Source organism: Synechococcus sp. CCY 9618, from assembly GCF_019038415.1.
Taxonomy (GTDB): Bacteria; Cyanobacteriota; Cyanobacteriia; order PCC-6307; family Cyanobiaceae; genus Cyanobium.
Genome location: NZ_JAFKRG010000032.1, coordinates 1 through 25,634 on the forward strand (window position 1 = coordinate 1; position 25,634 = coordinate 25,634).

At 69.3% G+C, this 25,634-nt stretch carries 24 protein-coding genes, 1 tRNA gene and 1 pseudogene; 12 read left to right on the forward strand and 14 right to left on the reverse strand.

The window, feature by feature from the left end; genetic code table 11:
• The first annotated feature begins 103 nt into the window (after positions 1 to 103).
• Positions 104 to 541: a CrcB family protein gene (locus KUG41_RS07275; RefSeq protein ID WP_216902656.1), complete on the forward strand. Its 438-nt coding sequence runs from the start codon at positions 104 to 106 to the stop codon at positions 539 to 541.
• Here the strand turns inward: KUG41_RS07275 and KUG41_RS07280 are convergent.
• Positions 531 to 2,621 (reverse strand): HDIG domain-containing metalloprotein, encoded by a 2,091-nt coding sequence (locus tag KUG41_RS07280; RefSeq protein WP_216902657.1) that lies wholly within the window; start codon positions 2,619 to 2,621, stop codon positions 531 to 533. The genes KUG41_RS07275 and KUG41_RS07280 overlap by 11 nt on opposite strands.
• Before the next feature lie 88 nt (positions 2,622 to 2,709).
• Here KUG41_RS07280 and folD point away from each other — a divergent pair, with 88 nt between their 5' ends.
• A complete protein-coding gene (gene folD / locus KUG41_RS07285) occupies positions 2,710 to 3,591 on the forward strand; it encodes a bifunctional methylenetetrahydrofolate dehydrogenase/methenyltetrahydrofolate cyclohydrolase FolD (protein ID WP_216902659.1) in 882 nt (293 codons plus the stop codon).
• Between the two features lie 11 nt (positions 3,592 to 3,602).
• Here folD and KUG41_RS07290 read toward each other — a convergent pair whose 3' ends face one another.
• Positions 3,603 to 3,905, reverse strand: a complete 303-nt coding sequence (locus KUG41_RS07290; protein WP_216902661.1) for a hypothetical protein — start codon at positions 3,903 to 3,905, stop codon at positions 3,603 to 3,605.
• 100 nt (positions 3,906 to 4,005) lie between these two features.
• Here KUG41_RS07290 and crtE point away from each other — a divergent pair, with 100 nt between their 5' ends.
• From crtE to KUG41_RS07310, 4 genes are all read left to right on the forward strand, one after another.
• A complete protein-coding gene (crtE, locus tag KUG41_RS07295; RefSeq protein ID WP_216902669.1) occupies positions 4,006 to 4,908 on the forward strand; it encodes a geranylgeranyl diphosphate synthase CrtE in 903 nt (300 codons plus the stop codon).
• A complete protein-coding gene (locus KUG41_RS07300) occupies positions 4,905 to 5,450 on the forward strand; it encodes a divergent PAP2 family protein (RefSeq protein ID WP_216902671.1) in 546 nt (181 codons plus the stop codon). The genes crtE and KUG41_RS07300 overlap by 4 nt, the downstream gene beginning before the upstream one ends.
• On the forward strand, positions 5,447 to 6,907 hold the full coding sequence (locus KUG41_RS07305; protein WP_216902673.1) for an AAA family ATPase: 1,461 nt from the start codon (positions 5,447 to 5,449) through the stop codon (positions 6,905 to 6,907). The genes KUG41_RS07300 and KUG41_RS07305 overlap by 4 nt, the downstream gene beginning before the upstream one ends.
• Before the next feature lie 81 nt (positions 6,908 to 6,988).
• Positions 6,989 to 7,360 carry a hypothetical protein gene (locus KUG41_RS07310; protein ID WP_216902675.1) on the forward strand — a complete coding sequence of 124 codons (372 nt, stop codon included), beginning with the start codon at positions 6,989 to 6,991 and terminating at the stop codon, positions 7,358 to 7,360.
• 2 nt (positions 7,361 to 7,362) lie between these two features.
• Here KUG41_RS07310 and KUG41_RS07315 read toward each other — a convergent pair whose 3' ends face one another.
• On the reverse strand, positions 7,363 to 8,049 hold the full coding sequence (locus KUG41_RS07315) for a GAP family protein (protein ID WP_216902677.1): 687 nt from the start codon (positions 8,047 to 8,049) through the stop codon (positions 7,363 to 7,365).
• Positions 8,050 to 8,153: 104 nt separating this feature from the next.
• Here KUG41_RS07315 and KUG41_RS07320 point away from each other — a divergent pair, with 104 nt between their 5' ends.
• Positions 8,154 to 8,861, forward strand: a complete 708-nt coding sequence (locus tag KUG41_RS07320) for a Coq4 family protein (protein WP_216902679.1) — start codon at positions 8,154 to 8,156, stop codon at positions 8,859 to 8,861.
• Here KUG41_RS07320 and KUG41_RS07325 read toward each other — a convergent pair.
• The 6 genes from KUG41_RS07325 to petH form a co-directional block, all read right to left on the reverse strand.
• Positions 8,858 to 9,493 carry a histidine phosphatase family protein gene (locus KUG41_RS07325; protein ID WP_371734068.1) on the reverse strand — a complete coding sequence of 212 codons (636 nt, stop codon included), beginning with the start codon at positions 9,491 to 9,493 and terminating at the stop codon, positions 8,858 to 8,860. The two genes, KUG41_RS07320 and KUG41_RS07325, sit on opposite strands and share 4 nt — an antisense overlap.
• Positions 9,486 to 9,740, reverse strand: coding sequence for an acylphosphatase (locus tag KUG41_RS07330; RefSeq protein ID WP_254216942.1), 255 nt, complete (start codon positions 9,738 to 9,740; stop codon positions 9,486 to 9,488). Before KUG41_RS07330 ends, KUG41_RS07325 begins: the two co-directional genes overlap by 8 nt.
• On the reverse strand, positions 9,737 to 11,215 hold the full coding sequence (locus KUG41_RS07335; protein ID WP_216902681.1) for a cobyrinate a,c-diamide synthase: 1,479 nt from the start codon (positions 11,213 to 11,215) through the stop codon (positions 9,737 to 9,739). Before KUG41_RS07335 ends, KUG41_RS07330 begins: the two co-directional genes overlap by 4 nt.
• 29 nt (positions 11,216 to 11,244) lie before the next feature.
• Positions 11,245 to 12,543, reverse strand: coding sequence for a glucose-6-phosphate dehydrogenase assembly protein OpcA (locus KUG41_RS07340; RefSeq protein ID WP_216902683.1), 1,299 nt, complete (start codon positions 12,541 to 12,543; stop codon positions 11,245 to 11,247).
• A gap of 49 nt (positions 12,544 to 12,592) precedes the next feature.
• Positions 12,593 to 14,116 carry a glucose-6-phosphate dehydrogenase gene (gene zwf, locus KUG41_RS07345; RefSeq protein ID WP_216902685.1) on the reverse strand — a complete coding sequence of 508 codons (1,524 nt, stop codon included), beginning with the start codon at positions 14,114 to 14,116 and terminating at the stop codon, positions 12,593 to 12,595.
• A gap of 121 nt (positions 14,117 to 14,237) precedes the next feature.
• Complete coding sequence (gene petH / locus KUG41_RS07350) at positions 14,238 to 15,422, reverse strand: ferredoxin--NADP reductase (RefSeq protein ID WP_216902687.1); 1,185 nt, start codon at positions 15,420 to 15,422, stop codon at positions 14,238 to 14,240.
• Positions 15,423 to 15,652: 230 nt separating this feature from the next.
• On the opposite strand from petH, the gene KUG41_RS07355 reads away from it, so the two are divergent.
• Positions 15,653 to 16,171 (forward strand): SRPBCC family protein, encoded by a 519-nt coding sequence (locus KUG41_RS07355; RefSeq protein ID WP_216902700.1) that lies wholly within the window; start codon positions 15,653 to 15,655, stop codon positions 16,169 to 16,171.
• A gap of 179 nt (positions 16,172 to 16,350) precedes the next feature.
• On the opposite strand, the gene KUG41_RS07360 is transcribed toward KUG41_RS07355, so the two are convergent.
• A tRNA-Glu gene (locus tag KUG41_RS07360) sits at positions 16,351 to 16,423 on the reverse strand.
• Between the two features lie 64 nt (positions 16,424 to 16,487).
• Complete coding sequence (locus KUG41_RS07365; protein ID WP_216902701.1) at positions 16,488 to 17,684, reverse strand: histidine kinase; 1,197 nt, start codon at positions 17,682 to 17,684, stop codon at positions 16,488 to 16,490.
• A gap of 143 nt (positions 17,685 to 17,827) precedes the next feature.
• Here KUG41_RS07365 and KUG41_RS07370 point away from each other — a divergent pair, with 143 nt between their 5' ends.
• From KUG41_RS07370 to pepN, 3 genes are all read left to right on the forward strand, one after another.
• Positions 17,828 to 18,385 carry a hypothetical protein gene (locus KUG41_RS07370; RefSeq protein WP_216902688.1) on the forward strand — a complete coding sequence of 186 codons (558 nt, stop codon included), beginning with the start codon at positions 17,828 to 17,830 and terminating at the stop codon, positions 18,383 to 18,385.
• Between the two features lie 113 nt (positions 18,386 to 18,498).
• Positions 18,499 to 18,912, forward strand: a complete 414-nt coding sequence (locus tag KUG41_RS07375) for a cAMP phosphodiesterase (protein ID WP_254216945.1) — start codon at positions 18,499 to 18,501, stop codon at positions 18,910 to 18,912.
• Positions 18,913 to 18,963: 51 nt separating this feature from the next.
• A complete protein-coding gene (gene pepN / locus KUG41_RS07380) occupies positions 18,964 to 21,675 on the forward strand; it encodes an aminopeptidase N (protein ID WP_216902691.1) in 2,712 nt (903 codons plus the stop codon).
• Between the two features lie 47 nt (positions 21,676 to 21,722).
• Here pepN and KUG41_RS07385 read toward each other — a convergent pair whose 3' ends face one another.
• The 3 genes from KUG41_RS07385 to KUG41_RS07395 form a co-directional block, all read right to left on the reverse strand.
• A complete protein-coding gene (locus tag KUG41_RS07385) occupies positions 21,723 to 22,667 on the reverse strand; it encodes a WcbI family polysaccharide biosynthesis putative acetyltransferase (protein WP_216902693.1) in 945 nt (314 codons plus the stop codon).
• A 189-nt stretch (positions 22,668 to 22,856) separates the two neighbouring features.
• Positions 22,857 to 24,131, reverse strand: a complete 1,275-nt coding sequence (locus KUG41_RS07390; protein ID WP_371734069.1) for a glycoside hydrolase family 10 protein — start codon at positions 24,129 to 24,131, stop codon at positions 22,857 to 22,859.
• Between the two features lie 41 nt (positions 24,132 to 24,172).
• Positions 24,173 to 25,180, reverse strand: coding sequence for a ribose-phosphate pyrophosphokinase (locus KUG41_RS07395; protein ID WP_216902695.1), 1,008 nt, complete (start codon positions 25,178 to 25,180; stop codon positions 24,173 to 24,175).
• 67 nt (positions 25,181 to 25,247) lie between these two features.
• Between KUG41_RS07395 and KUG41_RS07400 the strand changes: the two are divergent.
• A pseudogene (locus tag KUG41_RS07400) lies at positions 25,248 to 25,634 on the forward strand (hypothetical protein); the annotation flags it as partial.

A 25,634-nucleotide genomic window follows, 5' to 3' on the forward strand; every position in this document is an offset into this window, starting at 1 on the left:
GCAAGACTCCCGGCGGGAAAGCCACAAGGCTCACAGCAGAACCCACTCTGCTCTGGAGGGTCTTGGAGCGGCGGCTATTTCAGCAGCCTCCTAGGACGTCCCGGTGGCACCTCCTCCGAAGGATGCTCCTCCCAGCCTGCGGCTTGAGGCCCGTGACCTGGCGCTGGTGGCCTGCGGCGCCGTGCCCGGTGCCCTGTTGCGATGGCGGATGGAGGACCTCGGCAAGGATCTGGTGGGCGGCCTCACCGGGCTCACCGAGGCGGATCTGGCAGCCAACCTGGTGGGGGCTTTCCTGATCGGGCTGATCGCCGCCCTGCCCGGTCCCCGGGCCCGGCTGATGCTGCTGGGCGGCATCGGCTTCTGCGGTTCGCTCACCACCTTCAGCGGCTGGATGCTCCAGATCAGCCTGGCCCTGCGGCGCGGCCGGCCCCTCGAGGCCCTGGCCGTGGTGCTGGTCAGCCTGCTGGGGGGGCTGGCGGCGGTGGGGCTGGGGCTGCTGCTGGGGCGCCGGCTCGGTCGCGGCGAGGAGCTCAGGCGCTGAAGGCCTTGCGGGCGGGAATGGGGTAGGGGATGCGCCGGTGCCGCATGCGCCTCCACACCCGCACGAAGGCCCGGATCACCAGTTCCAGTTCGGCGCGGGAGATGCCGCTGCCGTCGAGCTGGCCATCGTTCTGACGCGCCTCCACCAGCCGCCTCACCATGGCCCGCGCCTCCACTTCGTTGGTGCCCGGCGGCAGGGAGCGCAGGGCAGCCTCACAGCCATCGGCCAGCATCAGGATCGCCGTTTCCCGGCTCCGTGGGGCAGGACCGCGATAGCGGAACCGGTCCTCACTCACCGCCGGATCCCTCTCCCTGGCCTGGTAGAAGAAGTAGCCCATCTTGAGCCTGCCCTGGTGTTCGGGGATGAAATCCGCCAGGGGGCGGGGCAGTCGATAGCGGCGGGCCAGCTTCAGCCCTTCATCGACGTGGGCCTGGAGGATGGCGGCGCTGGCGTAGGGATCGTCCAGGGCGTCGTGGGGGTTGGCGCCGTTCTCCTGGTTTTCGATGAACCACTGGGGACCGTGCAACTTGCCGACGTCGTGGTACAGGGCGCCCGTACGGATCAGATCCACATCGGCCTGGATCGCCCGGGCGCCCTCCTCCGCCAGACCGCAGATCATCAGGGTGTGCTCGAAGGTGCCCGGGGCTTCCTTGGACAGCCGTCGCAGCAGGGGGCGTTCCAGGTCGGCGAGCTCCATCAGCCGGGCCCGGGTGAGCAGCCCGAAGAAGCTTTCCACCAGTGGTGCCAGCAGCAGGCCCGCCATCAGCAGACCGGTCACCAGCAGGGCCTCCTGCAGCAGGTCGCTGCCACTGACAGGGCCATTGCCCGCATCCAGGCCACTCAGGTTGAAGACCTGGATCAGCAGCCACTGCAGCAGCATGGCTCCGACGGGCAGCAGCAAGGCCACCTGCAGCAACTGGGCCCGGTTGCGCTGACGCCCGGCGAGCACCGCCGCGATGGCCGCCACCAGGGCCGCCACGGCCAGCTGGGGCGCCAGCAGGCCCTCCACGGGAAAGGGCCAGAGCATGCTGGCCACCGCCAGCCAGGCCAGGCCGGCGGCCGTGCCCAGCCCCTGGGCCAGCAGCAGGGTGGGGGGGACCAGCAGGGCGAGGGGGCTGGCCTGGTCGCCGAGCCACAGCTTGAAGCCCTGCACCAGGACGAGCATGGCCAGGGCCAGCAGGGCCTGGCGGGGTTCCAGGCTGGCCCGCCAGCGACGCATCACCAGCAGCATCACGCCACAGGCGGCCAGGGCTTCACTGAAGCGGGCCATCCAGGCGAGGGGGCGGGGCCGATGGTTGACAAGGTCGAAGTGTTCCAGCACATCGAAGGCCTGGGGGCTGATCGGTTCCCCCTGGCGGGTGATCAGGTCGTTCCTGCTCACACGGATCGTGGGCAGCCCCTGGCGGGTGAGCAGGTCCTCGATGCGTCGCTGGCTGAGGAAGCTGTCGCTGCGCAGGTTGGTGCGCCCCTGGAGACTGGCGGCCAGCAGGCGGCTGCCCAGGCTGCGGGCGGGGGGCGAGAGGCCATCGAGCTGCAGCACCGCGGCCTGCAGCAGCTGTCCTTCCGAAAGGCTCGCCACCACCCCCTGGCTGAGCATGCGCAGCTGGGCCTGGCGCAGGGAGCGTTCCCAGCCCACCAGCTGGCGGGGGGTCTGGGCCGTCAGCCAGCGGCGCTCCTCCTCGGTGAGGTTGAGGGAATCGGGCCGGGGCTGGTCGCTGGCGACGGTCTGGCGCACGTTCTGGAGCCGCTGCTCGAGCTGCTCCTCCAGGACGGCGCTGGCCTGCGGGTCGACCACCTGGATCTGGCTGCGGGGCAGCATCTGGCTGCGGCGCTGTTCGAGGGCGCTGCTGTCGATCACCGTCGCGTCGGCGGGAGCGCGGGCTGTGAAGGGAGCCGCCATGCCGGGGCGCAGGTTGGGCTCCACCAGCCAGGGCCAGCTGGAGAGCAGGGCCACCAGCACGCACAGCAGCAGGACCAGGGCCGCACCACCCGTCCGCCAGGTCACCAGGGCCTCGCGGGGACGCTCGAGCCGCAGCAACCGGCGCCACAGCCCCCTGATCCGCCGCAGCCCGAATCTCATCCGACCACGCTAACCAATGTCCGCAGCGTCACCCGAAAGGGGCGGCTTGCGCGTCCGTGCATGCTGGGAGTCGGCGAGCGATACCCCCATGGCCACCCTTCTGGACGGCAGGCGTCTGGCAGCGGAGATCGAGCGCCGGCTGGCCGCCGTGGTGGCGGAAGGAAGGGCAGCGGCCGGACGGCCTCCCGGGCTGGCGGTGCTGCGGGTGGGGGATGACCCCGCCAGTGGCGTCTATGTGGCCAACAAGGAGAAGGCCTGCGCCCGTGTGGGCATCGGCAGCCACGGGGCACACCTGCCGGCCGAGAGCCCGGCCGAGGAGGTGCTGGCGATGATCCGCCGCCTCAATGCCGATCCCCGGGTTGATGGCATCCTGCTCCAGCTGCCCCTGCCGGCGGGCCTGGCCGAGGGGCCCCTGCTGGGGGCCATCGATCCGGACAAGGATGCCGACGGTCTGCACACTCTCAACCTCGGCCGACTGATCAAGGGTGAGCCTGGGCCCCGCAGCTGCACCCCGGCCGGGGTGATGGCGTTGCTGAGGCAAGGGGGTGTGCCGATCCGTGGCGCCCGGGCGGTGGTGGTGGGCCGCAGCATCCTGGTGGGCAAGCCCATGGCCCTGATGCTTCAGGCCGCCGATGCCACGGTCACCCTGGCCCATTCCCGCACCCGGCATCTGGCCGAGGTGACCCTGGAAGCCGAGCTGCTGGTGGTGGCGGCCGGTCGTCCCCGTCTGATCGGCGCTGCCCATGTCAGGCCCGGGGCCGTGGTGGTGGATGTGGGCATTCATCGGCTCGACGGAAAGCTCTGCGGAGACGTGGACTATGCAGCCGTGGAGCCGATCGCGGCGGCGATCACGCCGGTGCCCGGGGGGGTGGGGCCAATGACCGTGGCCATGCTGCTGGTGAACACCGTTGTGGCCTGGTGCCATCGCCACGGGCTGGCGACGGCGGAACTGGCTGATCTGCTGGCCTGAGAGGGCGACGCTCAGGGCCGGCTGGCCTGTTGGGAGGCGGGCTCGGGCGCCTCACCGGCCCCGATCACCTGGGGCAGCACCATGCTGATCTGAGCCAGGCCGAGGGCCAGCAGCAGTCCGGCCAGCAGAAGTCCCGAAAGACTCCCGCAGATCAGGGGCACCAGTTCGGGGCTGCCCTGTTCGAGGCTGCGGTCTTCGGGGGCCTGCATCGCTGCGCCACGAACCATGATTTCCAGAATGGTGCTGTTTCCAGCCTCCGGCCGGGCCGCTTCACCGGGCTTCACTCCCACGTAGAAATCATGTCGATTCGTCACGGAGGCCCCACCGCGGCACCCCTGGCAGCCGATCCGGTGCCTGCCGAGCCCCCGCCCGGCCCATGGCCTGAGAGAATCCGGCCCAACACCCAGTTCAGTGATGTCCGCGGCGGTGCGTACGGCTTTCGACTTCACCGCCTACCTGGAGGCGGCCCGCTGGCGGGTGGAGGCGGCCCTGGAGAGCTCCCTGGGGCCGGAACGGCCCGAGTCCCTGCGGGAGGCGATGCGCTACTCCCTGCTGGCCGGCGGCAAGCGTCTGCGGCCCATCCTCTGCCTGGCGGCCTGTGAGCTGGCCGGGGGAGATGCGGATCTGGCCATGCCCACGGCCGTGGCCCTGGAGATGATCCACACCATGTCGCTGATCCATGACGATCTCCCCGCCATGGACAACGACGACCTGCGTCGCGGCCGCCCCACCAACCACAAGGTCTACGGCGAGGCCAAGGCGATCCTGGCCGGGGATGCCCTGCTCACCCGCGCCTTCGAGATGGTGGCCCTGCGCAGCCCCGGGGTGGCTGCGGAGCGGTTGCTGCTGGTGGTGGGCGAGCTCGCCCTGGCGGCCGGGGCCCCCGGCCTGGTGGGGGGCCAGGTGGTGGATCTGGAGTGTGAGGCGCGCCAGGTGGATCTCGACACCCTCGAGTACATCCATCTCCACAAGACCGGCGCTCTGCTGCGGGCCTGTGTGATCAGCGGTGCGCTGATCGCCGGGGCCTCCGAGGAGCTGCTCGCGGCCCTGCGCACCTACGCCCGGGGGATCGGCCTGGCCTTCCAGATCATCGATGACATCCTCGATGTCACCGCCAGCAGCGATGTGCTGGGCAAGACGGCGGGCAAGGATCTGACCGCCGACAAGACCACCTACCCCAAGCTGCTGGGCCTGGAGGAATCGCGCTGCCGTGCCGAGACGCTGGTGTCGGAGGCCAAGGCGGTGCTCGCCCCCTGGAGCGCCAAGGCCGCCCCCCTTCTCGCCCTGGCCGACTACATCACCAGTCGCGATCGATGAGCGGGGCCGTCAGCGCCCTCAACGCCCTCGGTGGCATCCTGTCCAACGGTGTGCTGGCCTGGGGTCTGGCCGCCTGCGGCACCGCCCAGCTCTCCAAGCTGCTGATCGAGCTGGTGGTCCACCGCCGCTGGCGTCCGGCGGTGCTGGTGGAAACCGGCGGCATGCCGTCGAGCCATTCCGCCCTGATGACCGGCACCACGGCAGCCCTCGGCTGGGATCTGGGTTTCGGTGATCCCCTGTTCGCCCTGGCCGCCGTGCTCAGTTTCATCGTCCTCTACGACGCCAGCGGCGTCCGTCGGGCCGCCGGTCTGACGGCGGAGCGGGTGAACGGCCTGCCCGATGGTCTCTGGGACACCCATCCCGAGGCGGCCGACCCGACCGCCGCTCCCGTGCTGCGTCCCCTCAAGGAAAACCTGGGCCACACCCGCCAGGAGGTGCTGATCGGCAGCCTGATCGGTCCGCTGGTGGCCCTGCCGGGTCTGGCCCTGCTCGGGTCCCCCTGGCAGATCGCCCAGCAGGCCGGCTGGTTGCCCCTGGGGTGAGCGATCTCGCCGGTCTGAGCGATGACCAGCGGACCGCCGCCGCGGCTTTCGCCGACTGGCTGGCATCCCCCGCCGATGGCACCCCGTTCGTTCTTGAAGGCTATGCCGGCACCGGCAAGACGTTCCTGTCGATGCGGTTTCTGGCCCAGGCGGAACGGGCCGGCCTCTGCTGGACCGTGGTGGCCCCCACCCACAAGGCCGTGGGCGTGCTTCGCCACCATCTGGCCCTGGCCGGCCTCCAGCCCACCTGGTATCCCTCCACCATTCACCGCCTGCTGCGGCTCAAGCTGAAACGGGAGCGGGATCGGGAGCGCTGTGAGGAAACCGGCCAGACCGCCCAGGCGCTCGAAAACCTGGGCCTCGTTCTGATCGACGAGGCCTCCATGGTCGATGGCTCGCTGCTGGACATCACCCTCCGCTGCGCCCATCCCTTCGGCACCCGGCTGGTCTTCGTGGGGGATCCGGCCCAGTTGCCGCCGGTGGGGGAGGAGCGGAGCCCGGTGTTCGCCATGGGCCGGGCGCAGCGGGTGGCTCTCACCCATGTGGTGCGCCATCAGGGGCCGGTGCTGCGTCTGGCGGCTGGGCTGCGGGAAGGGGACCTGCCCTGCCGCCGGCCGCCGCTGCTGGAGCCGATCGCCACCAGCCAGGGGAGGGTGTCGATGCTGGCGCGCGTCGACTGGCTGGCGGCCGCCCAGGCGGGGCTGCGGCGCAGTGCCGAAGCGGAAGATCCCGACCTGGCCCGGATCCTTTGCTACACCAACCGCTCCCTGGAGCGACTGGTTCCGATCGCCAGGCGGGCCCTGCATGGGGCGATGGCGGACCAGTTGCCCGTGCTCCCCGGTGAGGTGCTCATCACCCGCACAGCCGTGATGGCACCGGCCTGCCGGGAGGGGGACGCCGCCGCCGAGGAACCGGACCTGCTGCTGGGCAGCAACCGGGAGCTGGTGGTGCGGGACGTGAAGCCCGAGCGCTGCGACCTGGCGGAGTTCGGGGTGGACGCCGGCGTCGCCGCCCTCCCGATCGACACCCTCCTCGCCACCGTGGAGGCCGGGGAATCCCAGCTCAACCTGCGGCTGCTGCCCCCCATCGGCTCCGGCCCCCGCGCGGCCCTCGACGGCGTGCTGGAGCGGTTGCGGCAGCAGGCCCGGGAGGCGGGCAAGCAGGAGGGGAAGGCGTTCTGGCGCCGCTACTTCCTGGTGCGGGATGCCTTCGCCTCCCTCGGGCCGGCGGCCGTGCTCACCGTCCATCGCAGCCAGGGCAGCACCTTCACCGAGGTCTTCATCGACGAGGATGTCTTCTGGCCCCGGGATCCCCTGCTGCGCCGCCGGCTGGTCTACGTGGCGGTCAGCCGGGCCAGCCAGGCCGTGACCCTGATGGCCGGCGAGGGCGATGGCGCTGACAAGGAGCGCTGGGGGGGGTGGCTCCGGCAACCCGATGGGGCTGGCAAACGCCCCTAAGATTCCGATATCACACCAAAGGCCTAGGGCCAGGGATTCCTCCCCTGGACACCCCGATTCCCCACCCTGGGAAAGCAGCCGATGGCCGTTGACCGGATCACCGCCATGATCCCCACCATGACCGACGGCCTCCCTCCTCTTCTTGCCCTGCAGTCGCCGGTGCCGCCCCCAGGGACCACCGAACCGGCGGCCAGTGAGCCACCGCCCGGCGCCGATCGCCCCCCGTCCGCGGGGTTCGCTGACCTGCTGACGGAAATGGCCACCCTTGTGGTCGTGGGAGTGTCTGTCGTCGGCGTCGTGGTGGTGCGGCGCTTGATGACGGTGCGCTCCCGCCAGCTCCTGCCCGGGTTGCCCCGGGAGCGGGTCCTTCGCCGCTCCCGCCACGGGACCCTGCACGATCCCAAGTACCTCGGCAGCATCCTCCAGGGGGAGGATCCTCCTTCCGGTCCCTGACCTCATCCCAGCTGCAGGCCCTCAATGCCCTGCCAGCCCAGATAACCGGCCAGGCCGATGCTGATGGTCGCCACGATGATCCCGGCCCGGTCGAACAGCCAGGCCTTGCTTCCTTGCAGCAGCGGCAGCAGCCGTTCCTGGCCCACCACAGCCAACGCGGTCAGGGGCAGCACCAGCAGGGTGCCGGTGAGCAGACAGAAGACGCCTGCGGAGGCCACCTCCAGGGGCCGGTTGAGCCCTGCCTCCAGCAGGCTGGCGGCAGTCTTGGCGTAGAGGAACAGATCGTCCGGGCTGGCCACCTGAACGGCGGTGCTGAGGCCCAGGAGCAGGGGGAGGGGCAAGGCGCAGAAGCCATCCAGTCGGCGCGTCCAGCCCGGAGGGCCGCTCCCCTGGCGGTTGCCCAGGAGTTCGTTGAGGCCCAGGGCCAGCAGGCCCCCCGCCGCCAGCAGGTCGAGGCCGGTGCGCTGGTCCGTGCCCTTCTCCATGGTGAGCAGCAGGCCGTGGCCGACGCTCAGCAGCAGGCCCATGGCGGCCGCGGAGGTGAGCAGCCAGGCCAGCACGAACCAGCTTCCCCGACGCAGGGGATGGGGGCCGACCAGCAACAGCAGCAGCAGGCCGATGTGCAGGGGGCTGAAGCTGATCGCCAGGCCGAACCCGAACAGTTCGCGCCAGAGACTGGGGGTCGACATCGAGACGATCCGAGACGCCCCATTGTCCGTGTCGACACCCAGGGGCGCCTGCCGGATCATGCCGGCGGGACCAGACTTCCCCCGGTTGCTTTCTGCTCCGTCCGATGGCCCGACTTCAGGAGGCCCTGCGATCGCTTCGCACCCTGCGGCTGCTGGGGGAGATCGGCCGCAGTGGCGGCGACCTGACCAGCGTCGCTGATCTGGTGGACAACTTCGCCGGCAGCCGGCAGATGGCCCTGTGCCTGGAGCGGTTCCTGGCTCTGCCAGGCGCCCGCCAGCTGCTGGCGGAGGCGCCGCCGCCCCTGGAACTCGACCTGGAGGCCCTGGGACGCCTGCCGCGGGGCAGCCTCGGTCACAGCGTGGCCGGGGTGCTGCAACGGCTGGGCTACGACCCGGACTTCGCCCGCCCACGACCCGTCGACACCCCGGAGCGTTGGCTGATCCAGCGGCTCGCCACCACCCATGACATCCACCACGTGGTGAGCGGATTCGCCACCGTGGGCGAAGGGGAGAACGGGGTGCTGGCGATCACGGCGGTCCAGATCGGCTTTCCCGCCTTCGTGGTGCTCAACACCGCCGCGGGCTTCGGCAGCTTCCGCTTCCAGCCCGAGCGCCATGCCCTGATGAGCCAGGCGATCGCCCGCGGCATGGCCATGGGACTGGCCTGCGCTCCCTTCTGCGTGCAGCGCTGGGAGCAGGGATGGGAGCGCCCCCTGGCCGACTGGCGCCGGGATCTGGGCCTGATCGATCCCATTCAGGAGGAGCCCTACGCCCTGAGGCGCCTGCTGGCCGACCTGCCTGTGGAGCTCTAGCCCACCGGTACGTTCCAGCGCAGCAGGGTGCGGGTGCTGCGCTCGTGACCCAGCACCGAGAGACCACCGGTGCCCAGCACCAGCAGCGCCCCTGCCCGGGCCCCCAGGCCCAGCCAGGTGCCCGCCAGGGCGCGCAGCAGGTGGCTGTGGGCGAAGAGGGCGATCCGGGGCGGGTCCCCGTCGCTGTCGCCGGCGGCGGCGAGGGTCAGGCAGCGCTGGATCACCCGCTCGCAGCGCTCCTGCACGTCGGCCGCGTCCTCCCCGTCGGGGCAGCCCCCCTCCCACACGGTCCAGCCGGGCCGGGTGCGCCGGATCTCGTCGGTGGTGATGCCCTCGTAGGCGCCGTAATTCCATTCCTGCAGGTCGTCGCAGCGCTCGGCCCGGGTGCCGAGGCCGGCCAGGTCGCAGGTGCGCCGGGCCCGTTGCAGGGGGCTGGAGAGCACGGCCAGAAACCGCTGGCGCGCCAGGGCGGGAGCCAGGGCCCGGGCTTCGGTTTCGCCCTCGGCCAGCAGGGGCACGTCGGTGCGGCCGGTGTGGCGACCGGCCCGGGCCCATTCGGTGGCGCCGTGGCGGATGAGCCAGAGCTCCAGCCCGCCATCCACGGCGTCCGTGCCGGCGTGTTGTTCAGCCACGGATCTCGAACCAGTCGGTACCTGCCACAGCCACCTGGGCGGTGCTGACGCCGCTCACCCTGGCGCCCGTTGGGCCCTTCTCGCACCAGAGACGCAGTTCGCCCAACCGGTCCGCCGGCCCCTCCGCCTCCAGCTCCACCGAACCGTCCGCTCGGTTGCGCACCCAGCCGCTGAGCCCGAGATCCACGGCCCGCCGCCGGCACCCCGCCCTGTAGCCCACCCCCTGCACCAGCCCCTGCACGGTCATCCGCCAGCGCTCATCGGGCGTGGACGGGGCGCGGAGGTTGGGTCGCAGGAAACGGCGTTCATCTGCGGCGGCCCGGCGCTGGCGACGGCTCTCGCCAGTCTCGAGGGAATCGCCGGGCATCCAGCCCAGTGGAGGTGCAGCCAGCTGGCGTGAACGTTCGGGGCGGTCCATCCTTCGATCCGGGGTGGAAATCCCCAGCCTTCAAGTTGCCACAGCGCTTCGACGCCTGCCAACTCCCCGCCGTGATTCGGCCGGGGCACCAGCTGCCAGCGGTGGAACTCGTGGCCGCAGAGGGGCTCCCCCCGGCGCACGAGCAGGCCATCGGCACGGGGCACGGCGGTGCGATAGCCGAGGCAGAGGGGGCCGCGGCGGGCGCTGAAGGGCAGCAGACCGGCCATGGGGTGACCGATCCCCTCGCCATCCTCCAGTTCCTGGCCCAGAAGCAGCAGGCCGCCGCATTCGGCGGCGATCGGCCGGCCGGCGCGGGCTGCGGCACCCAGGGATCCGAGGCTGCGCCGGCTGGCCGCCAGCTGTTCCGCATGCAGTTCGGGATAGCCGCCGGGCAACACCACGGCCCGGCAGCCCAGCGGCAGGGGTTCATCCGCCAGGGGGCTCCAGGCCAGGGGCCGCAGGCCGCAGGCCTCCAGCAGCTCCTGAGCTTCGGGATAGCGGAAGTGGAAGGCAGCGTCGGAGGCGATCGCCACGGGCAGGGGGTCGGCGCTGGCGGCGGCCGGTGGGGCGTCCGGGCCCTGCTGCAGGCACCAGCGGATCGGATCCTGCCGTTCCGGCGGGCCGTCGGGCGGCGCCAGCAGGGGCCAGAGCCGCTCCAGGTCGAGGTGCTCCTCCGCCAGCTGTGCCCAGATCCGCTGGCGGTCTCCCAGGTCACCCAGTTCCCCGGGGGGCAGCAGGCCCAGGTGGCGGGAGGGCAGCTCCAGGCTGGGATGGCTGGGCAGCACCCCCAGCAGCGGCATGGCGATCGCTTCCAGGGCCTCGGCCAGCAACCGATGGTGCCGCTCGCTGCCGACCCGGTTGAGCACCACCCCGGCCAGCCTCACCCGGGGTGGTCCGTGGTCGCGGAAACCACGCACCAGGGCCGCCAGGCTGCCCGCCTGACGGGAGGCCTCCACCACCAGCACCACCGGCAGTTCCAGCAGGTCGGCCACCGCGGCGGAGCTGCCCTCACTGCCAGCCCCCCGCCCGTCGAACAGGCCCATCACCCCTTCCACCAGCACCCGATCGGCCCGGCCGCCATGCCAGCGGTAGCTGCGGCGCACCCATTCTTCCCCGCAGAGCAGGGGATCGAGGTTGCGGCAGGGGCGGCCCGCCACGGCCCCCAGCAGCTGGGGGTCGAGGTAGTCGGGCCCCACCTTGAAGGGCTGAATGGTCTTCCCCCGTGCCCGGGCGACGGCGGCCAGGCAGAGGCTCAGCAGGGTCTTGCCACTGCCGCTGCAGGGCGCCGCAATCAGACAACTCATGCGGTCGGTGCCGCGGCAGGGTAGGGGCCTCAGCCTGGCAGCAGGCTGGCTGCCACCGGAACGGCCGCCGCCAGCAGAGGGGCCGTGGAGTTGTGGCCACCGGAAAGCAGGCGGGCCATTTCCATCTCCTCGCTCTCCTCGGGCAGCGGCACCACATCCTCCGCCAGTTCCATGCTGGCCATGCCGCCGGATTCCAGCCGCATGCAGCCTCCGGATTCCGAACAGAGAATCACGCACAGCGGTGGGCGGTGCTCCGGCTCGCAGATCAGCCGCATCCCGACGATGGCGCCGGGATGGGTCTTGGGTGCGCCCATGGGCAGCGGCATCAGGGTGAACTGGACCCCGACCCCATCCGTGCGCTCGAATTCCGCCGTGATGCCCTTGCCCGGTCCGTCCACCTCCACCATGTAGCTGCTCACCAGGTGCCATCCCAGGCGGTCGGCGATCCAGGCAGCCAGCAGCAGGCCCTTGACCGGATGGTCCCCCTCCACGTCGATGTCGAGCTGCACCACGTGGCCGAGGGCATCCCGGCGCGACGGGGGATCGAACACCATGGCCAGGGATTCGCGCCAGGTGCGCAGCCGCAGCCAGTTGAGATCGTTGACGGCCTGGCCGGCACTGATGCGGTCCAGCATCAGATCGAGACAGCGGCGGGGTTCCCCCAGGGAACTGTCGATCACCAGGCGCCGGGGGAGGGGCGCGAGCGCTTCGAGCATCTCGGAGGGCTCATCCAGGCTGCTGTTCCACCAGACCCAGCAGGGCAGGGAGTCATCCACCAGGGGCTGGATCAGGTCCAGGTTCTGCTTCAGGGCTCCCATGCCGCCACGCAGCACCACCACGTCGCCGCAGGCCGCGCCGGCTCCCCCCTCCTCCGGCAGCGGGCAGTAGGCGGCCACCAGGGTTTCGAGCGGATGGCCGGCGTCGAGGGTGGGAGCCAGGGTGATCAGCCGCCGCGGCATGTGGGCGCTGATCGCACTCTCCACGAACTGACCGCGCAGATCCTGGCTCTTGTGGTCTCCACCCTTCTGACCCATCGCCCAGGCCAGGCGGGGATCCATGGGGGCGGTGCTCTGGGGCAGATCGGTTTCCGGCACCGCCATCCGAGCCGCTTCCAGCAGCTCCTTGCGCAGCAGGCCGGTGATCGGCCCGTCGACCCGGCCGAGGCGCACCATCTGTTGCTCCAGCCAGGAGGGTTCCCACACCAGCAGGGTGAAGGTGGCGGCGCCGGTGGACCCCTCCAGATCGTGGGTCCAGAGCCGTTGCAGGTAGGGCGTCACCTCCTCCGGCGGGAGATCGAGGGGAGCCTGGAGGGTGAGCTGGGGAGCCATGGGGCGGGAAGGCGGGGCGGAGGAGGAGAGCGGCGGATGGAGGAGGGATTCAGGGGCGCCGCCAGATCAGGCCGTCGTCGGCCAGCATCCCGTCGGCGGCGGCGGGGCCCCAGGTGCGGGCTTCGTAGGGGTGGACCGGCAGCTGCCAGGGAGATTCCTCGATCAGCGCCAGCAGCGGCGTGTAGAGCCTCCAGGCGGCTTCCACCTCGTCGCTGCGGGTGAACAGGGTGGGATCCCCCAGCATGGCGTCGGCCAGCAGCCGCACGTAGCCCTCGTCGGAGGGTTCTCCGAAGGATTCGTCGTAGCTGAAGGCCATGTCGACCGGACGGCTGCGCATGCCGGAACCGGGGGCCTTGACCTCGAACTTGAACTCGGCACCCTCATCGGGCTGGATCCGCAGAATCAGCTGGTTGGGGGTGGGAGCGCCACCGGCGGCATCAAACAGGTGCACCGGGGCCTCCCGGAAGGTGAGCACCACCTCGCTGAGGCGCTTGGGCAGCCGTTTGCCGGTGCGCAGGTAGAAGGGCACCCCCTGCCAGCGCCAGTTGTTGATCGCCACCTTCATGGCCACGTAGGTCTCGGTGGTGCTGTTGGTGTTCACCCCCGGCTCATGGCGGTAGCCGGGCAGAGGCCTGGCCAGGCTGCCGCCGGCGGCGTACTGGCCCCGCACACAGCACTTCCAGGGTTCATCCTCGTTGGCCAGCCGGGCTGACTGAAGCACCTTGGCCTTCTCGTTGCGGATCGCCTCCGGATCGAAGCGGCCGGGGGCCTCCATGGCCGTGAGCGCCAGGATCTGGGTCAGGTGGTTCTGCACCATGTCCCGCAGGGCGCCGGAGGATTCGTAGTAGCCGGCCCGCTCCTCCACCCCCACGGTTTCGGCGGCGGTGATCTGGACGCTGGAGATGTAGTTGCGGTTCCAGATCGGCTCGAAGATCGTGTTGGCGAAGCGCAGCACCAGGATGTTCTGGACCGTTTCCTTGCCCAGGTAGTGGTCGATGCGGAACACCTGGCTCTCCTTGGCGCAGGCCTGGACCACCTTGTTGAGGGCCTGGGCACTGGCGTAGTCGCGGCCGAAGGGCTTCTCGATCACCACCCGGCTGCGCTCCGGATCGGCCAGCAGGCCAGCCCCCGCCAGGGCCCGGCAGCCGCTGCCATAGAACTCCGGCGACACCGACAGGTAGAAGGTGCGGTTGCCCCGGGTGGCCCGCAGCCTGTCGATGACCTCCAGGCGCTGGCCCAGCCGCACCAGATGCTCCTGTTGCTGCAGGTCCACCGGCTCATAGAACAGGCCCTGGGCGAACTGCTCCCAGGCAGTGCGGTGGGAGGCGATCTCGTCGGCCAGGGCGGCGCCCATCTTCTCGCGGAACTCCTCGTCGCTCCAGGGGCGCCGGGCGCAGCCGAGCACGGCGAACTCGCTGGGCAGCCGCCGCTGGCGGAACAGCTCGAACAGGGCCGGAATCAGCTTGCGGTGGGTGAGATCGCCACTGGCCCCGAAGATGACGATGCACTGGGGCGAGATCACCCGCTCCTGGCGCAGACCAACCCGCAGGGGATTGGTGAGGATGGCGGTCATGGGGAGTGCGTCCGGACCCCTCTGGTTTAACGGCTGCTCCGCCAACGCGCTGCATCGGCGCGGAGGGGAGCGGCCCGGTGTGTGCATTCTCGGATCGCCGCCCTTGGGCGGGCCTTCCGGTTCAGTAGGTCTCCACGTGCCAGCGGTCGGCCTTCTTGAGCTGGGGCCGCAGTTCGCTCCAGTCGAGACCCTTGGCGGCGGCGGCGGCGGTCATGGCCTCGTCGATGCCGGGCTCCATGCCGCGCAGACCGCACATGTAGACGTGGGTCTTGGGGTCCTCGATCAGGGCGAAGATCTCATCGGCGTGCTCGGTCACCCGGTCCTGGATGTACATGCGGCCGCCGCTGGGGTTCTGCTGCTCGCGGCTGATGGCCTTGGTGTAGCGGAAGTGATCCGGATACTCGTCCAGGTAGCGCTGCAGGTCGTCCTCGTAGAGGAGGTTGGGGGTCTTGGGCACACCCATGATCAGCCAGGCCTTGCCGCGGAACTGGTAGCCGGGATTCTTGGCGCGCTCGGCGGGCTCGAACATGCGCCGCAGGTAGGCACGCATCGGGGCGATGCCGGTGCCGGTGGCCAGCATGATCACGTTGGCGTCCTCATCGGCGGGCAGGAGCATCTCCTTGCCCACCGGGCCTGTGATCTTCACCTTGGCGCCGAGCTCGATGTCGCAGAGAAAGGTGGAGCAGACGCCGTTGATGGTGCTGCCGTCCTTCTCGTACTGCAGCTGGCGGACGCACAGGGAGACGGTGTCGTCCTCGCAGTTGTCGCCGTGGCGGGTGCTGGCGATCGAATAGAGGCGCAGCTTGTGGGGCTTGCCGTTGGCGTCCTCGCCATCGGGAATGATGCCGATGCTCTGGCCCTCGACGTAGTGAAGGTTGCCTTCCGAGAGATCGAAGGTGATGTGGTTCACCCGGCCGATGGCCCCTTCGTCGAGGAGGCTGTAATTGCCGAGGACCGTGCCGATAAAGGGATCCTTGGGCTTGTAGAGGTTGACCGGAACGTCGGCGTGGCTCACGGGGGCTTTCTTGGCGGCGGGGGTTTTTTTGGCGGGGCTGGCGGGTTCAACGCCGGAGTCGGGGGGGCTGGGGACGGCTGCCGGAGCGGCGTCGCCGACGATCTCGTCGGCACTCACCATCCGAATCCGACCACCCTTCAGGGCGATGGTCTGCATCAGCCGTTGCAGTTGACCGAAGGGCACGGTGAGCCGACGTTCCGCCCGTCGCTGCGGGCCGACGCCGAGGCCTTCGACCACCACCGTGAACATGCGGCCGTCGGACTGGGTGGCCTTGCCGGTGGAAACACGCATGCGGACAACGCAGCCGAAAATCGGGCCGATCATAGAGAACGTGCCTCGCCGGTCATCGGTGTGGATTCATTGACCGGAAGCCGGTCGAGGGGGTTAGTTTGTGATCTGCCGCACCTTTTCTGGTGCCGGCCGCTGCCACCCTCACGCAGGCCCCGAGCGAGCCCCGACCCGTCTTGGCACAGCTTCTGGCACCGTTCCCCAGCTCCGTGCTTCTCCCGCGCCCCGAAGCCATGGCCGCCAGCGAGCCCAGTTGCTCGCTGGACACGATCCAGCAGGAGATGGAGCGGCTTCCCCAGGGCACCCGACGGCTGGCCGTTCAGCTGCGTCTGGCCCTGTCCCCGGGATGGATCTGGTCGGTGCTCACCGACTACGACCACCTCGATCAGTTCATCCCCAACCTGGCCAGTTCCCGCCAGCTGTGGAGGCGGGGCAACCGGGTGGCCCTGGAGCAGGTGGGCACCCAGCAGTTCTGTGGCCTGCGCTTCAGTGCCCGGGTACAGCTGGAACTGAATGAGCATCCGGAAGAGGGTCGCCTGGCGTTCCGGATGCTGGAGGGCGATTTCCGCTGCTTCCAGGGGGTGTGGCAGGTGGGCGCCGATGCCACCAGCACCTGGCTCCTCTACGACCTCACCGTGCAGGGCAAACCCGGCATGCCCATCGGCCTGATCGAGCAGCGTCTCAAGGAGGATCTGGCCAGCAACCTGCGCGGCGTGCAGCGGGAGGCCCAGCGGCGGGCCACTGCGGCCTGAGGCCGCGGTCTGGCCAGGCCTTAGCCAGCGGTCTGGCCAGGCCTTAGCCAGCGGTCTGGCCATGCCTGGGCCTGCGGTCTGGGTCTGGTCGTTCGCAGCAGTGGCCCTGAGGGGACATGATCCGAAGCTTGCGAATGCCCAGGAGTGGATCTCTCCGAGCTGCAGGCAATGCCGACTGATACCCCCAAGGGGATTCGAACCCCTGTCGCCTCCGTGAAAGGGAGGTGTCCTAGGCCTCTAGACGATGGGGGCGAGGCCACAGCCGGCTTGCAGCCGATCTGATGTGCTGGACGCTACGGGCCGGAGGGACCCTTCGTCAAGGAAGGCCCGCGGCGGCGGGACTGTCGTGCTCCCCGGGGTCCGGTTCGGCCTGGCTCGGATCAGGGGAGCTCTGGCCGGTCCAGACCGGCACGGTGAAGTTGAAGCAGGCGCCCTCCCCGGGCTCGGACACCACCCAGATACGGCCGCCGTGCACCTCGGCGATGCGGCGGCACACCGACAGGCCCACGCCGAAGCCGGATGTGTTGCCGGAGGTCTGGGGCAGCCGCACCCGGTCCTGGAAGATGCGGTGCTGCTCCTCGCGGGGGATGCCGGGCCCGCTGTCGCAGATGCTCACCTGCACCCACTGACTGGTGCGGTGCATGAGGCTGAGGCTCACCTTGCCGCCATCAGGGCTGAACTTGAGGGCGTTCTCCAGCAGATTGAGCATCACCTGGCGCATGCGTCGCTGGTCGGCGTGGACGTCGGGCAGGTCGGCGGGGATGTCGGTGCCCAGCCGCAGCCCGCGCCCCACCCACAGCTTCTCCAGTTCCAGGATCGCTTCGGCCGCCACCTTGCTGAGGTCGAGCCGCTGGGGATTGAAGAGGGCTTCCCAGCGGGTGGTGCCCACCTCCAGCAGGTCGCTCGAGAGGGCCTCGATGTCGTCGAGGCGGCGGTTGAGCACATCGCGGAAGCGGCGCTCGTCGATCTGGCCCAGGCCATGGCTCTGCAGGGCCAGCTTGGCGGCCGTGAGCGGGGTGCGCAGCTCGTGGGCCACCATGCGCAGCAGCCGCTCCTGGACGCCGAGCCGTTCGATCAGGGTCTCGTTCTCCTGCCGCAGCACCAGCAGCTGGTCTTCCAGCTGCACCTCCCGCTGGCTGCGGCTGCCATCGATCTCCGCCGGCCGCAGGCTCAGCCCCAGGCTGGTGACCACCTCCATCTGCTGCCAGCGGGGCAGCCAGGTGCGCAGCTGCACCGCCAGGGTGTTGCCGGCGAACACCTGTTTCGGCAGAGGTTCGAGCTTGATCAGGGCCGGGGTCGCCACCAGCCGGTGCAGTTCGAGCAACTCCGGGTGGTCGGCGGGATCAGCCACCTGCAGCGACACCTTGCAGGTGCACTCCTCCGAGTTGAGGAACCCCAGCAGGCTTCGCAGGTCGGCGGAGGCCAGGTGGTGGCGGGCTGCAACCAGCAGCAGTTTCAGAGGTTTCTGGGCCTCGCCCCCGCTGGGGTTCTCCTCGGCGCCGGTCGATGGCAGCGCCGAGGTCGGCAACTGGGAGTCCCCCGAAACCGGCAACGGCTGGCAAGCGGTGATGTCCCCAACCTTATGGGTTCTGGGCAGAATCCCGCGCCATGGCTAGGACGAAAGGACTCGTGTTTCCCTGCCGGGGTGGCCCTGTCATGACCACACCGACCCATCCGCGCCCACCCGCCGGAGCCCCCGAGCGAAGCCGCATCCGCCTCGACACCAACCTGAGGCGCTGGTTCGCCCGCAACCTGGGCCTCTGGCGCTCACGCCGTACCTATTTCTTCGCGGAGGACGACGAGGTGCTGCGCGTCGACATGCTGCTGCGCATCGAGATCCACGCCGAACCGGGGGAAGGGGAGGAGGGCTATCGCTTCACCTGGTGGCCCCAGGAGGAGCACGGGTTCTTCGAGCGCAAGCCCTGGTACCAGGCCGAGGGAACCATGGAGGCCAGGCTCTGCGGCCACCAGCTGCAGCGCAGTTCCAGTGACCTGGCGGGGGCCCCCAGTGTCAGTCAGATCCGCCAGATCGACGAGCACACGATGGCCTTCCACTCCCACGTCGACGACTGGGAGGTCCTGGAGCAGATCCGGATAGTGGACCAGGACCGCTACCGCTCCCGCGCGATCCACACCTGGCGCCACGGGGTGCTGGAGCTCGCCGAGATGCACCATGAGATCCGCCTGGAGGCGGCTGGAGAGCCGATCGGTTAATGCCGATGGGGTCACGGTCGTTCCGGTCGGTGCCGCCTCGCGGAGCGGTCCCTGGGGCGGGTCCGGCAGCCTGCCCCATGCATCACGATGGAGACGTACGGATCCCTAACCCTTTGTCTCTCCTGCTTCGCCGCACCCGGCCGCTGCTGGTGGCATCCCTGGTGGTCATGCCGTTGCTCCTTTCTCCCACGGCCGTCCATGCGGCCCCTGCCACCCCCGCAGAGATGGGCCTCTACACCCGCATTGCGGCCGTGAACGTCTGCATCTCCCGCTCCGCAGGCATCGACTTCGACAAGTCAGTGGGTATCGCCGGTGAAACCATCGCCCAGCTGATCCTCGGTCAGCACAAGGGCGAGATCCAGCAGGTGGGCACCAAGGCCCTCACTCTGGAGGAGTTGCGCCGCGGCTCGGTCAACTCGGCGGTGCTCGGGTCGGCGGAAATCTGCCCCAAGGAAGTTCCCGCCGATGTGATGAAGAAGGTCCAGGATGCCATCAAACAGCAGGGCACCAACAAGCCGGCCCCCTGATCGAGCCCTGAGGGCAACCCTCCCTGTCTCCTGTCCTTCTCCTCTCCTGCGATGGCTGTCGTGCACCTCGCCGACTACCGTCCGGCGCCCTACCTGCTGGAGCGCACCGACCTGACGGTGCGCCTGTTCGCCGACCACGCCACCGTGGCGGCCCGGTTGGCCTTCACCCCCCGACCGGATTCGGCGGCGCCGGAGGGTCTCGCCGAACCCCTGGAGCTGAGGGGCGTGGATCTGGAACTCCTCTCCCTGGCCCTCGACGGGGCTCCCCTGGCTCCGGAGGCCATCCGGCGTGAGAACGACCGGTTGCTGCTGCTCGCCCCCCCCCGGCGGCCGTTCGTGATCGAGAGCGAGGTGCGGCTGGAGCCCCAGACCAACACCACCCTCGAGGGGCTCTATGTGAGCGGGGGGATGGTCACCACCCAGTGCGAAGCGGAGGGGTTCCGCCGCATCACGTACCACCCCGACCGCCCCGATCTGCTCAGCCGCTTCCGGGTCCGCATCGAGGCCGACCGGGAGGCCGCGCCGGTGCTGCTCTCCAACGGCAACTGCGTCGAAGCCGGTGACCTGCCGGCCGACGGCGCCGCCGCGGCGGCCCGTCACTACGCCGTCTGGGACGACCCCTTCCCCAAGCCCTCCTATCTCTTCGCCCTGGTGGCAGGCCGTCTGGAGGAGATCCGGGATGGCTTCGTCACCGCCAGCGGCCGGCCGGTGCAGCTGCGTCTGCATGTGGAGCCGGGGGATGCCCCCTTCACGGCCCATGCCATGGCCTCGCTGAAGCGGGCAATGGAATGGGACGAGCGCGTCTACGGACTGGAGTACGACCTCGATGAGTACAACATCGTCGCGGTGCGTCACTTCAACATGGGCGCAATGGAGAACAAGAGCCTCAACATCTTCAACTCCAAGCTGGTGCTGGCCGATGCCGCCACCGCCACCGACGGCGAGCTGGAGCGCATCGAAAGCGTCATCGCCCACGAATACTTCCATAACTGGACGGGCAACCGCATCACCTGCCGTGACTGGTTCCAGCTCTCCCTGAAGGAGGGCCTCACCGTGTTCCGTGATCAGAGCTTCAGTGCCGATCTGCACGGACAGGCGCTCAACAGGATCGAAAACGTGGCGATGTTGCGCAATACCCAGTTCCGGGAGGATGCGGGGCCGACGGCCCATCCGGTGCAGCCTGAGCAGTACCAGTCGATCGACAATTTCTACACCACCACGATTTACGAAAAGGGATCGGAGGTGATCCGGGTGCTGCACACCCTGCTGGGCGAGGAGACCTTCCAGCGGGGTATGGCGCTCTACGTGGAGCGCCACGACGGCACGGCGGCCACCTGCGAGGACTTCGTGCAGGCCATGCAGGACGCTGCCGGGGAGGTGGATGCCAGCTGCCGGCTGCCACCCTTCGATTTCACCCAGTTCCGGCGCTGGTACCACCAGGCCGGCACCCCGGTGCTGCGCATCCGGCGCCGCTGGAACAAGGCCGCAGGCGTGCTCGAACTGTTCATCCGCCAGGCCACCCCCCCCACCCCCGGCCAGCCCATCAAGGAGCCGCTGGTGATCCCCCTGGCCGTGGGGCTGGTGGGCCAGGCGGGCCAGCCCCTGCCCCTGCAGCTGGTGGCCGAGGACCCCGACCACGGTGCGGCTCCCCTGCTGCCCCGGCTCTGGGGGGCGGGCACCCGGCTGCTGCTGATCGACGAGGAGGAGCAGGTGTTCCGTTTCGAGGGTCTGCCGCCCCAGGCGCCACCGCCCGCCCTGTCACTGCTGCGCCGGTTCTCCGCGCCGGTGCGGGTTGAGCTGGGACGACCCTGCAGCGAGCTGGTGCACCTGCTGGCCACCGACAGCGACCCCTTCGCCCGCTGGGATGCAGGTCAGCTGCTGCTGCGGCGGGCCCTGCTGCGCCGGGCGGCCGACCGGGTGGATGAGGGACTGGAGGAGGCCCTGATCGCCGCCTTCGAGCGGATCCTGGCCGATCCCTCCCTCTCGGAGGCCAGCCGCAGCGTGCTGATGGCCCTGCCGGGCCTGGCCGAACTGGAGGACGCCGCACCGGAGCCCGATCCCCCGGCCCTATTTGCCGCCCTGGGGGCCCTGCGGGCCCGGCTCGGCGAGGTCCTGGCCGAGCCCCTGCTGCGGGCCCTGCAACGCTGCACCCCCCAGTGGGGCCTGGCCTGGCCGGAGGGCAGCGGCGACCGGATGCTCACCGCCACCATCTGGAGCTGGCGGGCGGCCGCCGGGGATGGCGACGTGATCGCCGCCGCCCGGCAGGCGGTGGACGGCCCCTCGATGACCCTGGCCCGGGCCGGGCTGCGGGCCCTGCAGGAGTACCCGATCGAGGCCCGCCAGCAGGCGGTGAACGCCTTCTATGCCCGCTGGCAGGACAAGCCGGTGATCCTGGATGCCTGGTTCGCCCTCGAGGCGGCAGCCCCCTTCGCGGATGGGCTGGCGCGGGTGCAGGCGCTGCTGGAGCATCCAAGCTTTGATCCGGCCGCCCCCAATTCGGTGCGGGCGGTGCTCGGCGGTCTGGCGGGGAATTCGCCGGTGTTCCACGCGGCCGACGGCAGTGGCTACCGGTTCATGGCCGATCAGATCGCCCAGCTGGATCGCCGCAATCCGATCACGGCCTCGCGCATGGCCAAGGTGTTCAGCCGCTGGCAGAGCTATGGCACCGACAGGCGCCAGCGGATGCGCGAGGCCCTTGAGGGTCTGGCGGCGGCGGAGCTCTCCGCCAACACCCGGGAGGTGGTGGCCCAGTCGTGCTCCTGAGGACAGGATTTCGCGTCAGCAGGGATCAGTGATGGTCTGTGCCGGCTTTATCCAGCTTGGGCTTGATCAAGTCCCCATCCCAGCCGAATGAATTGCTTGGCGCGGAGAAACTTTGGATGTCGCGTGTTGGAGCTGACAACCCATTCGTTGTTCTGATAATATCTCAGACTGCGGAAAAGACGCTCCTCGTAGTTTGGCAGGGACATGAAATCCCTTGCGATGCTGGACGGTTGGGTAGCAAGTATACCCCTTATAGATCTAACCCTATGGGCGATGAAGTCGGGCACAGGAAGCGGGACTGAATCTCCAAAGGGCTCAAAGTCTAGGGGCATGAAGCTCGTTTCGCTGAACCTAAAGACCTTGCACCATATTGACTTGTAGAGCTCATTCAGTAAGGTTGAATTCGGGTGATTGAATGAAAAGCCGAAGTGGGCATCGATGGTAGTTTTCATGATGTCAAAGTATGGAGAGATTGCCTTCATTCTGGAGTCTGACTCTCTGAGGGCATTGCTGGCCAGCTTTCCAATCAACGCAGTATTCAAAGCAGCCAGCCTGAGCCTTATCCGATTGAGCTTCCATGGTTTGAGGCTTGAGGAGAAGAGGGCCATGGCTAAAAAGTCATGGTAATCTCCATACTGGTCTCCACCGAACTCGCTGTTCGTGATGGTTCTTCCTTCTCTTGTCTTGGCATAGCCAAAAAAAGGAAAGAAAATCTCGCTGTGAAGGTTGGGGTAGCAAATCAGCCTTGCTCCCAAGACGCGCTGAAACTCCTCCAGCCCAAGGTTGCTGAAACCTCTGTAGCCACTCTTCACGGGGATCATCAAGGCAAGATCTGATGTGTCGGCGTGCGAGAGCCAGCTGCTGATTTCCCCTTCATCCCGGATCAGATGATAGGCAGACAGTGTTACGAGTTCGACATTCGGGAGTGCTTTGGCAAGCCATTGCTGCAGCGCAGCAACTTGGCAATTCCCAGCCAGCATCAGCTTCTTCATGATCAGCCTTTCAAGAGGATGTCTGGGAAGACCCATTCTTGGGACTGGGGCTTGACTTCATGGCTGCACGCCGATTGGAGAGCATCCGTGCTTGTTGGTATGAGCGGTCTTCCTGTCGGTGTTGGATCGGTTCATGGATGAAATTGGGCTGATCCTCCGGCTTGATGCGATTCGGCGCCTGTCCCCCGGTCAGTTTCCACCCTTGGGCGACTCGATTGCCGTCAGGAGCCCGCTTCGGCTCAAAGCGGTCCCCGTGCCGAACACCGAACGATTGAGGCGCCGGAAGGCGGCCTGGCGGAAGGCTCCTCCCTCCGGGCCTGCGTGGACCCCCCAGAGCCCCTCCCAGTAGAAGAAGATCACGCCATGGCCCCTGGCCGCCGCCAGGCGCACCTTCTGCTCGATGAAGGCCATGTCGGTGGTGCGGCCGCCGAAGCCGGCCAGGATGCCGATCTCCACCGGCATGCCCCAGCGCCGCGCCTTCACCAGGGGGGGCTGGTTCAGGTCGTTGGCGAACCCCTTCACCGAATAGGCGTAGTTCTGCACGATCAGGTCGTCGACCAGTTCGCCCAGGGACCAGAGCTCCCAGTCCTGCAGCCAGTGGTTGTAGGCGAAACGGAAGGGACCGGGGGAAAGGCTGATGACGGTGCGCCGTGATCGGTCCAGGGGCTTCAGGGTGCTTCGCAGCTCGCGCAGCAGCCCGGTGAGCTGCTGGCGGCGCCACTTCATCCAGAAACGGTCGTTGAAGTCGGCGGGGGGTTCCCGGCCGGTGTCCGCTTTGTAGAGGGCCCGGGTGTAAGGGTCGTAGCCCAGTTCCACCGGCCAGGCGAAGTGGTCGTCGAGCTGGATCCCGTCCACCCTGCAGCGCTGCACGATCTCGTCGATCAGGCCGATGAAGCGGGCCCGCACCTCGGGATGGGCCGGATTCAGCCACACCCGCAGGTCCTTCAGCGGAGAGGTCTTGAGGTTGGCGCCATGCATGGCGTAGAGGGCACTGCCGTCGGCGCGGCGCAGCACCCATTCGGGGTGGCGTCGCACCACCTCCGCATCGGCCGGCTCCATCAGGCCGTACTCGAACCAGGGGATCACCTGCATGCCGCGGCGATGGGCGGCCCGGGTGAGGCGGCAGATGGGATCGAGACTGGGGTTGACCCGTTCCAGGGCCGGCTCCAGGGGCGCCCAGCGGCTGCGGTGGAAGGTGGCTCCCCGGCTCCATACGTTGGGATAGAGGGTGTTGAAGCCCGCCTCAGCCAGCTGGCGCACAGCCGTTTCGATCCGGTTCGGGTCGTAGTACAGGGGGCTGGGGCTGTTGGTGAGCCATACCCCCACCCGGCGCTCGCTGGGCCGGGGCAGGCCCCGGGCGCCCGCCAGGGGAGCTCCCGCGGCCAGTCCCAGCAGGGCCGTGGCCAGCACGGTGAGCGCCACCGGCAGGTGACGTTTGAGCCGGGCAAAGCGCTTCAGCGGCACGCGGCTGCCGGGGGGCGTCGCGGCAGGCGGTGTGGGGTGGCTCAGCGGAACATCGAGCTGACCGAGCTCTCCTGGTGGATGCGCCAGATCGCCTCTCCCAGCATGTTCGCCACCGAGAGCACCCGCAGCTGGGGGAAGTGGCGATCGGGGGGGAGGGGAATGCTGTTGGTCACGACCACCTCCTCGAACAGGCCCGGTGCAGAGAGCCGCTCGGCCGCCGGGGGGGAGAACACCGCGTGGGTGGCGCAGGCCAGCACCCGCGCCGCTCCCCGTTCCCGCAGCAGCCGGGCCCCCTGGCAGATGGTGCCACCGGTGTCGATCATGTCGTCGATCAGGATCGCCGTCTTGCCGGCCACATCGCCGATCACGGTGAGGCTCTCGGCCACGTTGTGCCCCGAGCGGCGTTTGTCGATGATCGCCAGGGGCGCATCCTGCATCTGCTTGGCGAAGGCCCGGGCCCGGGCCACACCGCCCACGTCCGGGGAGACCACCACCACCTCGCCCAGGTCGCGGGTGGCCAGGTAGTCGACCAGCACCGGTGATCCGTAGATGTGGTCGCAGGGGATGTCGAAGTAGCCCTGGATCTGGGAGGAGTGCAGGTCCATGGCCAGCACCCGCTCCACGCCGGCCTTCACCAGCAGGTTGGCCACCAGCTTGGCGGTGATCGATTCCCGCCCGGCGGTCTTGCGGTCGGCCCGGGCGTAGCCGTAGTAGGGCACCACGGCGGTGATCTGGCGGGCCGAGGCCCGCCGGCAGGCATCCACCATGATCATCAGCTCCATCAGGTGGTCGTTCACCGGAGCGCAGGTGGGCTGGATCAGGAAGACGTCGCAGCCGCGGATCGATTCCTGGATCTGGATGTAAAGCTCGCCGTCAGCGAAGCGCTTGATCACCCGGGGGCCGTCGGGTACGCCCAGGTAGGCGCCGATCTCCCGGGCCAGATCAGGGTTGGCGTTGCCGCAGAACAACCGCAACCGGCGGGGATCGTGGCTGGTGAGAGGCGGCTGCCCGCTCTGCTCCACCCGTTCAGCGGTCGAGAAAGTGGCCAAGGGCGCAGGCGGCGGGGCGTCGCAGCACGATGGTAGAAGCGGGTGGGTCCGGAAAGTGCTAACAACCATGTCGGTTTCAGGGGCGGGCGTCACCCGCCGAGGCGGCCTGCTGCTGGTGGGGCTGGGGTTGGGGCAGGAGCTGGCTCCCCTGGCGGCGTTGGCGGAGCGGCTGGCGGCGGCCGAGGGCGTGGGACTGCGGGTGATGGGTGACCCGAAGCATCCCGATGCCGCCCTTACGGCGCTGGCGGCCGCAGACGCCGACCCGTGGCTAGCCGCCCTGCCGCTGGACCCGGGCCTGCCCCTTGAGCGGGGCGGCAGCTGGGCCGAGGCCCTCGGCGCCTGGCGCCAGGGTTGCCTGCTGGTGGTGCCGGGCGAGCAGCTGGCCACGGGGCTGCCGGCGGCCGGCGCCGCCCTGCTGGAGCGCTGGCAGGTGCCGCTGGCGGGCCTGCTGCAG

What these genes read in the sequence shown, in the direction of transcription:
- KUG41_RS07280 (WP_216902657.1), bottom strand. Translation starts at nt 2,621, where the DNA reads ATGAGATTCGGGCTGCGGCGGATCAGGGGGCTGTGGCGCCGGTTGCTG.
- folD (WP_216902659.1), top strand. Translation starts at nt 2,710, where the DNA reads ATGGCCACCCTTCTGGACGGCAGGCGTCTGGCAGCGGAGATCGAGCGC.
- crtE (WP_216902669.1), top strand. Translation starts at nt 4,006, where the DNA reads ATGTCCGCGGCGGTGCGTACGGCTTTCGACTTCACCGCCTACCTGGAG.
- KUG41_RS07300 (WP_216902671.1), top strand. Translation starts at nt 4,905, where the DNA reads ATGAGCGGGGCCGTCAGCGCCCTCAACGCCCTCGGTGGCATCCTGTCC.
- KUG41_RS07310 (WP_216902675.1), top strand. Translation starts at nt 6,989, where the DNA reads ATGGCCGTTGACCGGATCACCGCCATGATCCCCACCATGACCGACGGC.
- KUG41_RS07315 (WP_216902677.1), bottom strand. Translation starts at nt 8,049, where the DNA reads ATGTCGACCCCCAGTCTCTGGCGCGAACTGTTCGGGTTCGGCCTGGCG.
- KUG41_RS07320 (WP_216902679.1), top strand. Translation starts at nt 8,154, where the DNA reads ATGGCCCGACTTCAGGAGGCCCTGCGATCGCTTCGCACCCTGCGGCTG.
- KUG41_RS07330 (WP_254216942.1), bottom strand. Translation starts at nt 9,740, where the DNA reads ATGACCGTGCAGGGGCTGGTGCAGGGGGTGGGCTACAGGGCGGGGTGC.
- KUG41_RS07335 (WP_216902681.1), bottom strand. Translation starts at nt 11,215, where the DNA reads ATGAGTTGTCTGATTGCGGCGCCCTGCAGCGGCAGTGGCAAGACCCTG.
- KUG41_RS07340 (WP_216902683.1), bottom strand. Translation starts at nt 12,543, where the DNA reads ATGGCTCCCCAGCTCACCCTCCAGGCTCCCCTCGATCTCCCGCCGGAG.
- zwf (WP_216902685.1), bottom strand. Translation starts at nt 14,116, where the DNA reads ATGACCGCCATCCTCACCAATCCCCTGCGGGTTGGTCTGCGCCAGGAG.
- petH (WP_216902687.1), bottom strand. Translation starts at nt 15,422, where the DNA reads ATGCGTGTTTCCACCGGCAAGGCCACCCAGTCCGACGGCCGCATGTTC.
- KUG41_RS07355 (WP_216902700.1), top strand. Translation starts at nt 15,653, where the DNA reads ATGGCCGCCAGCGAGCCCAGTTGCTCGCTGGACACGATCCAGCAGGAG.
- KUG41_RS07370 (WP_216902688.1), top strand. Translation starts at nt 17,828, where the DNA reads ATGACCACACCGACCCATCCGCGCCCACCCGCCGGAGCCCCCGAGCGA.
- pepN (WP_216902691.1), top strand. Translation starts at nt 18,964, where the DNA reads ATGGCTGTCGTGCACCTCGCCGACTACCGTCCGGCGCCCTACCTGCTG.
- KUG41_RS07385 (WP_216902693.1), bottom strand. Translation starts at nt 22,667, where the DNA reads ATGAAGAAGCTGATGCTGGCTGGGAATTGCCAAGTTGCTGCGCTGCAG.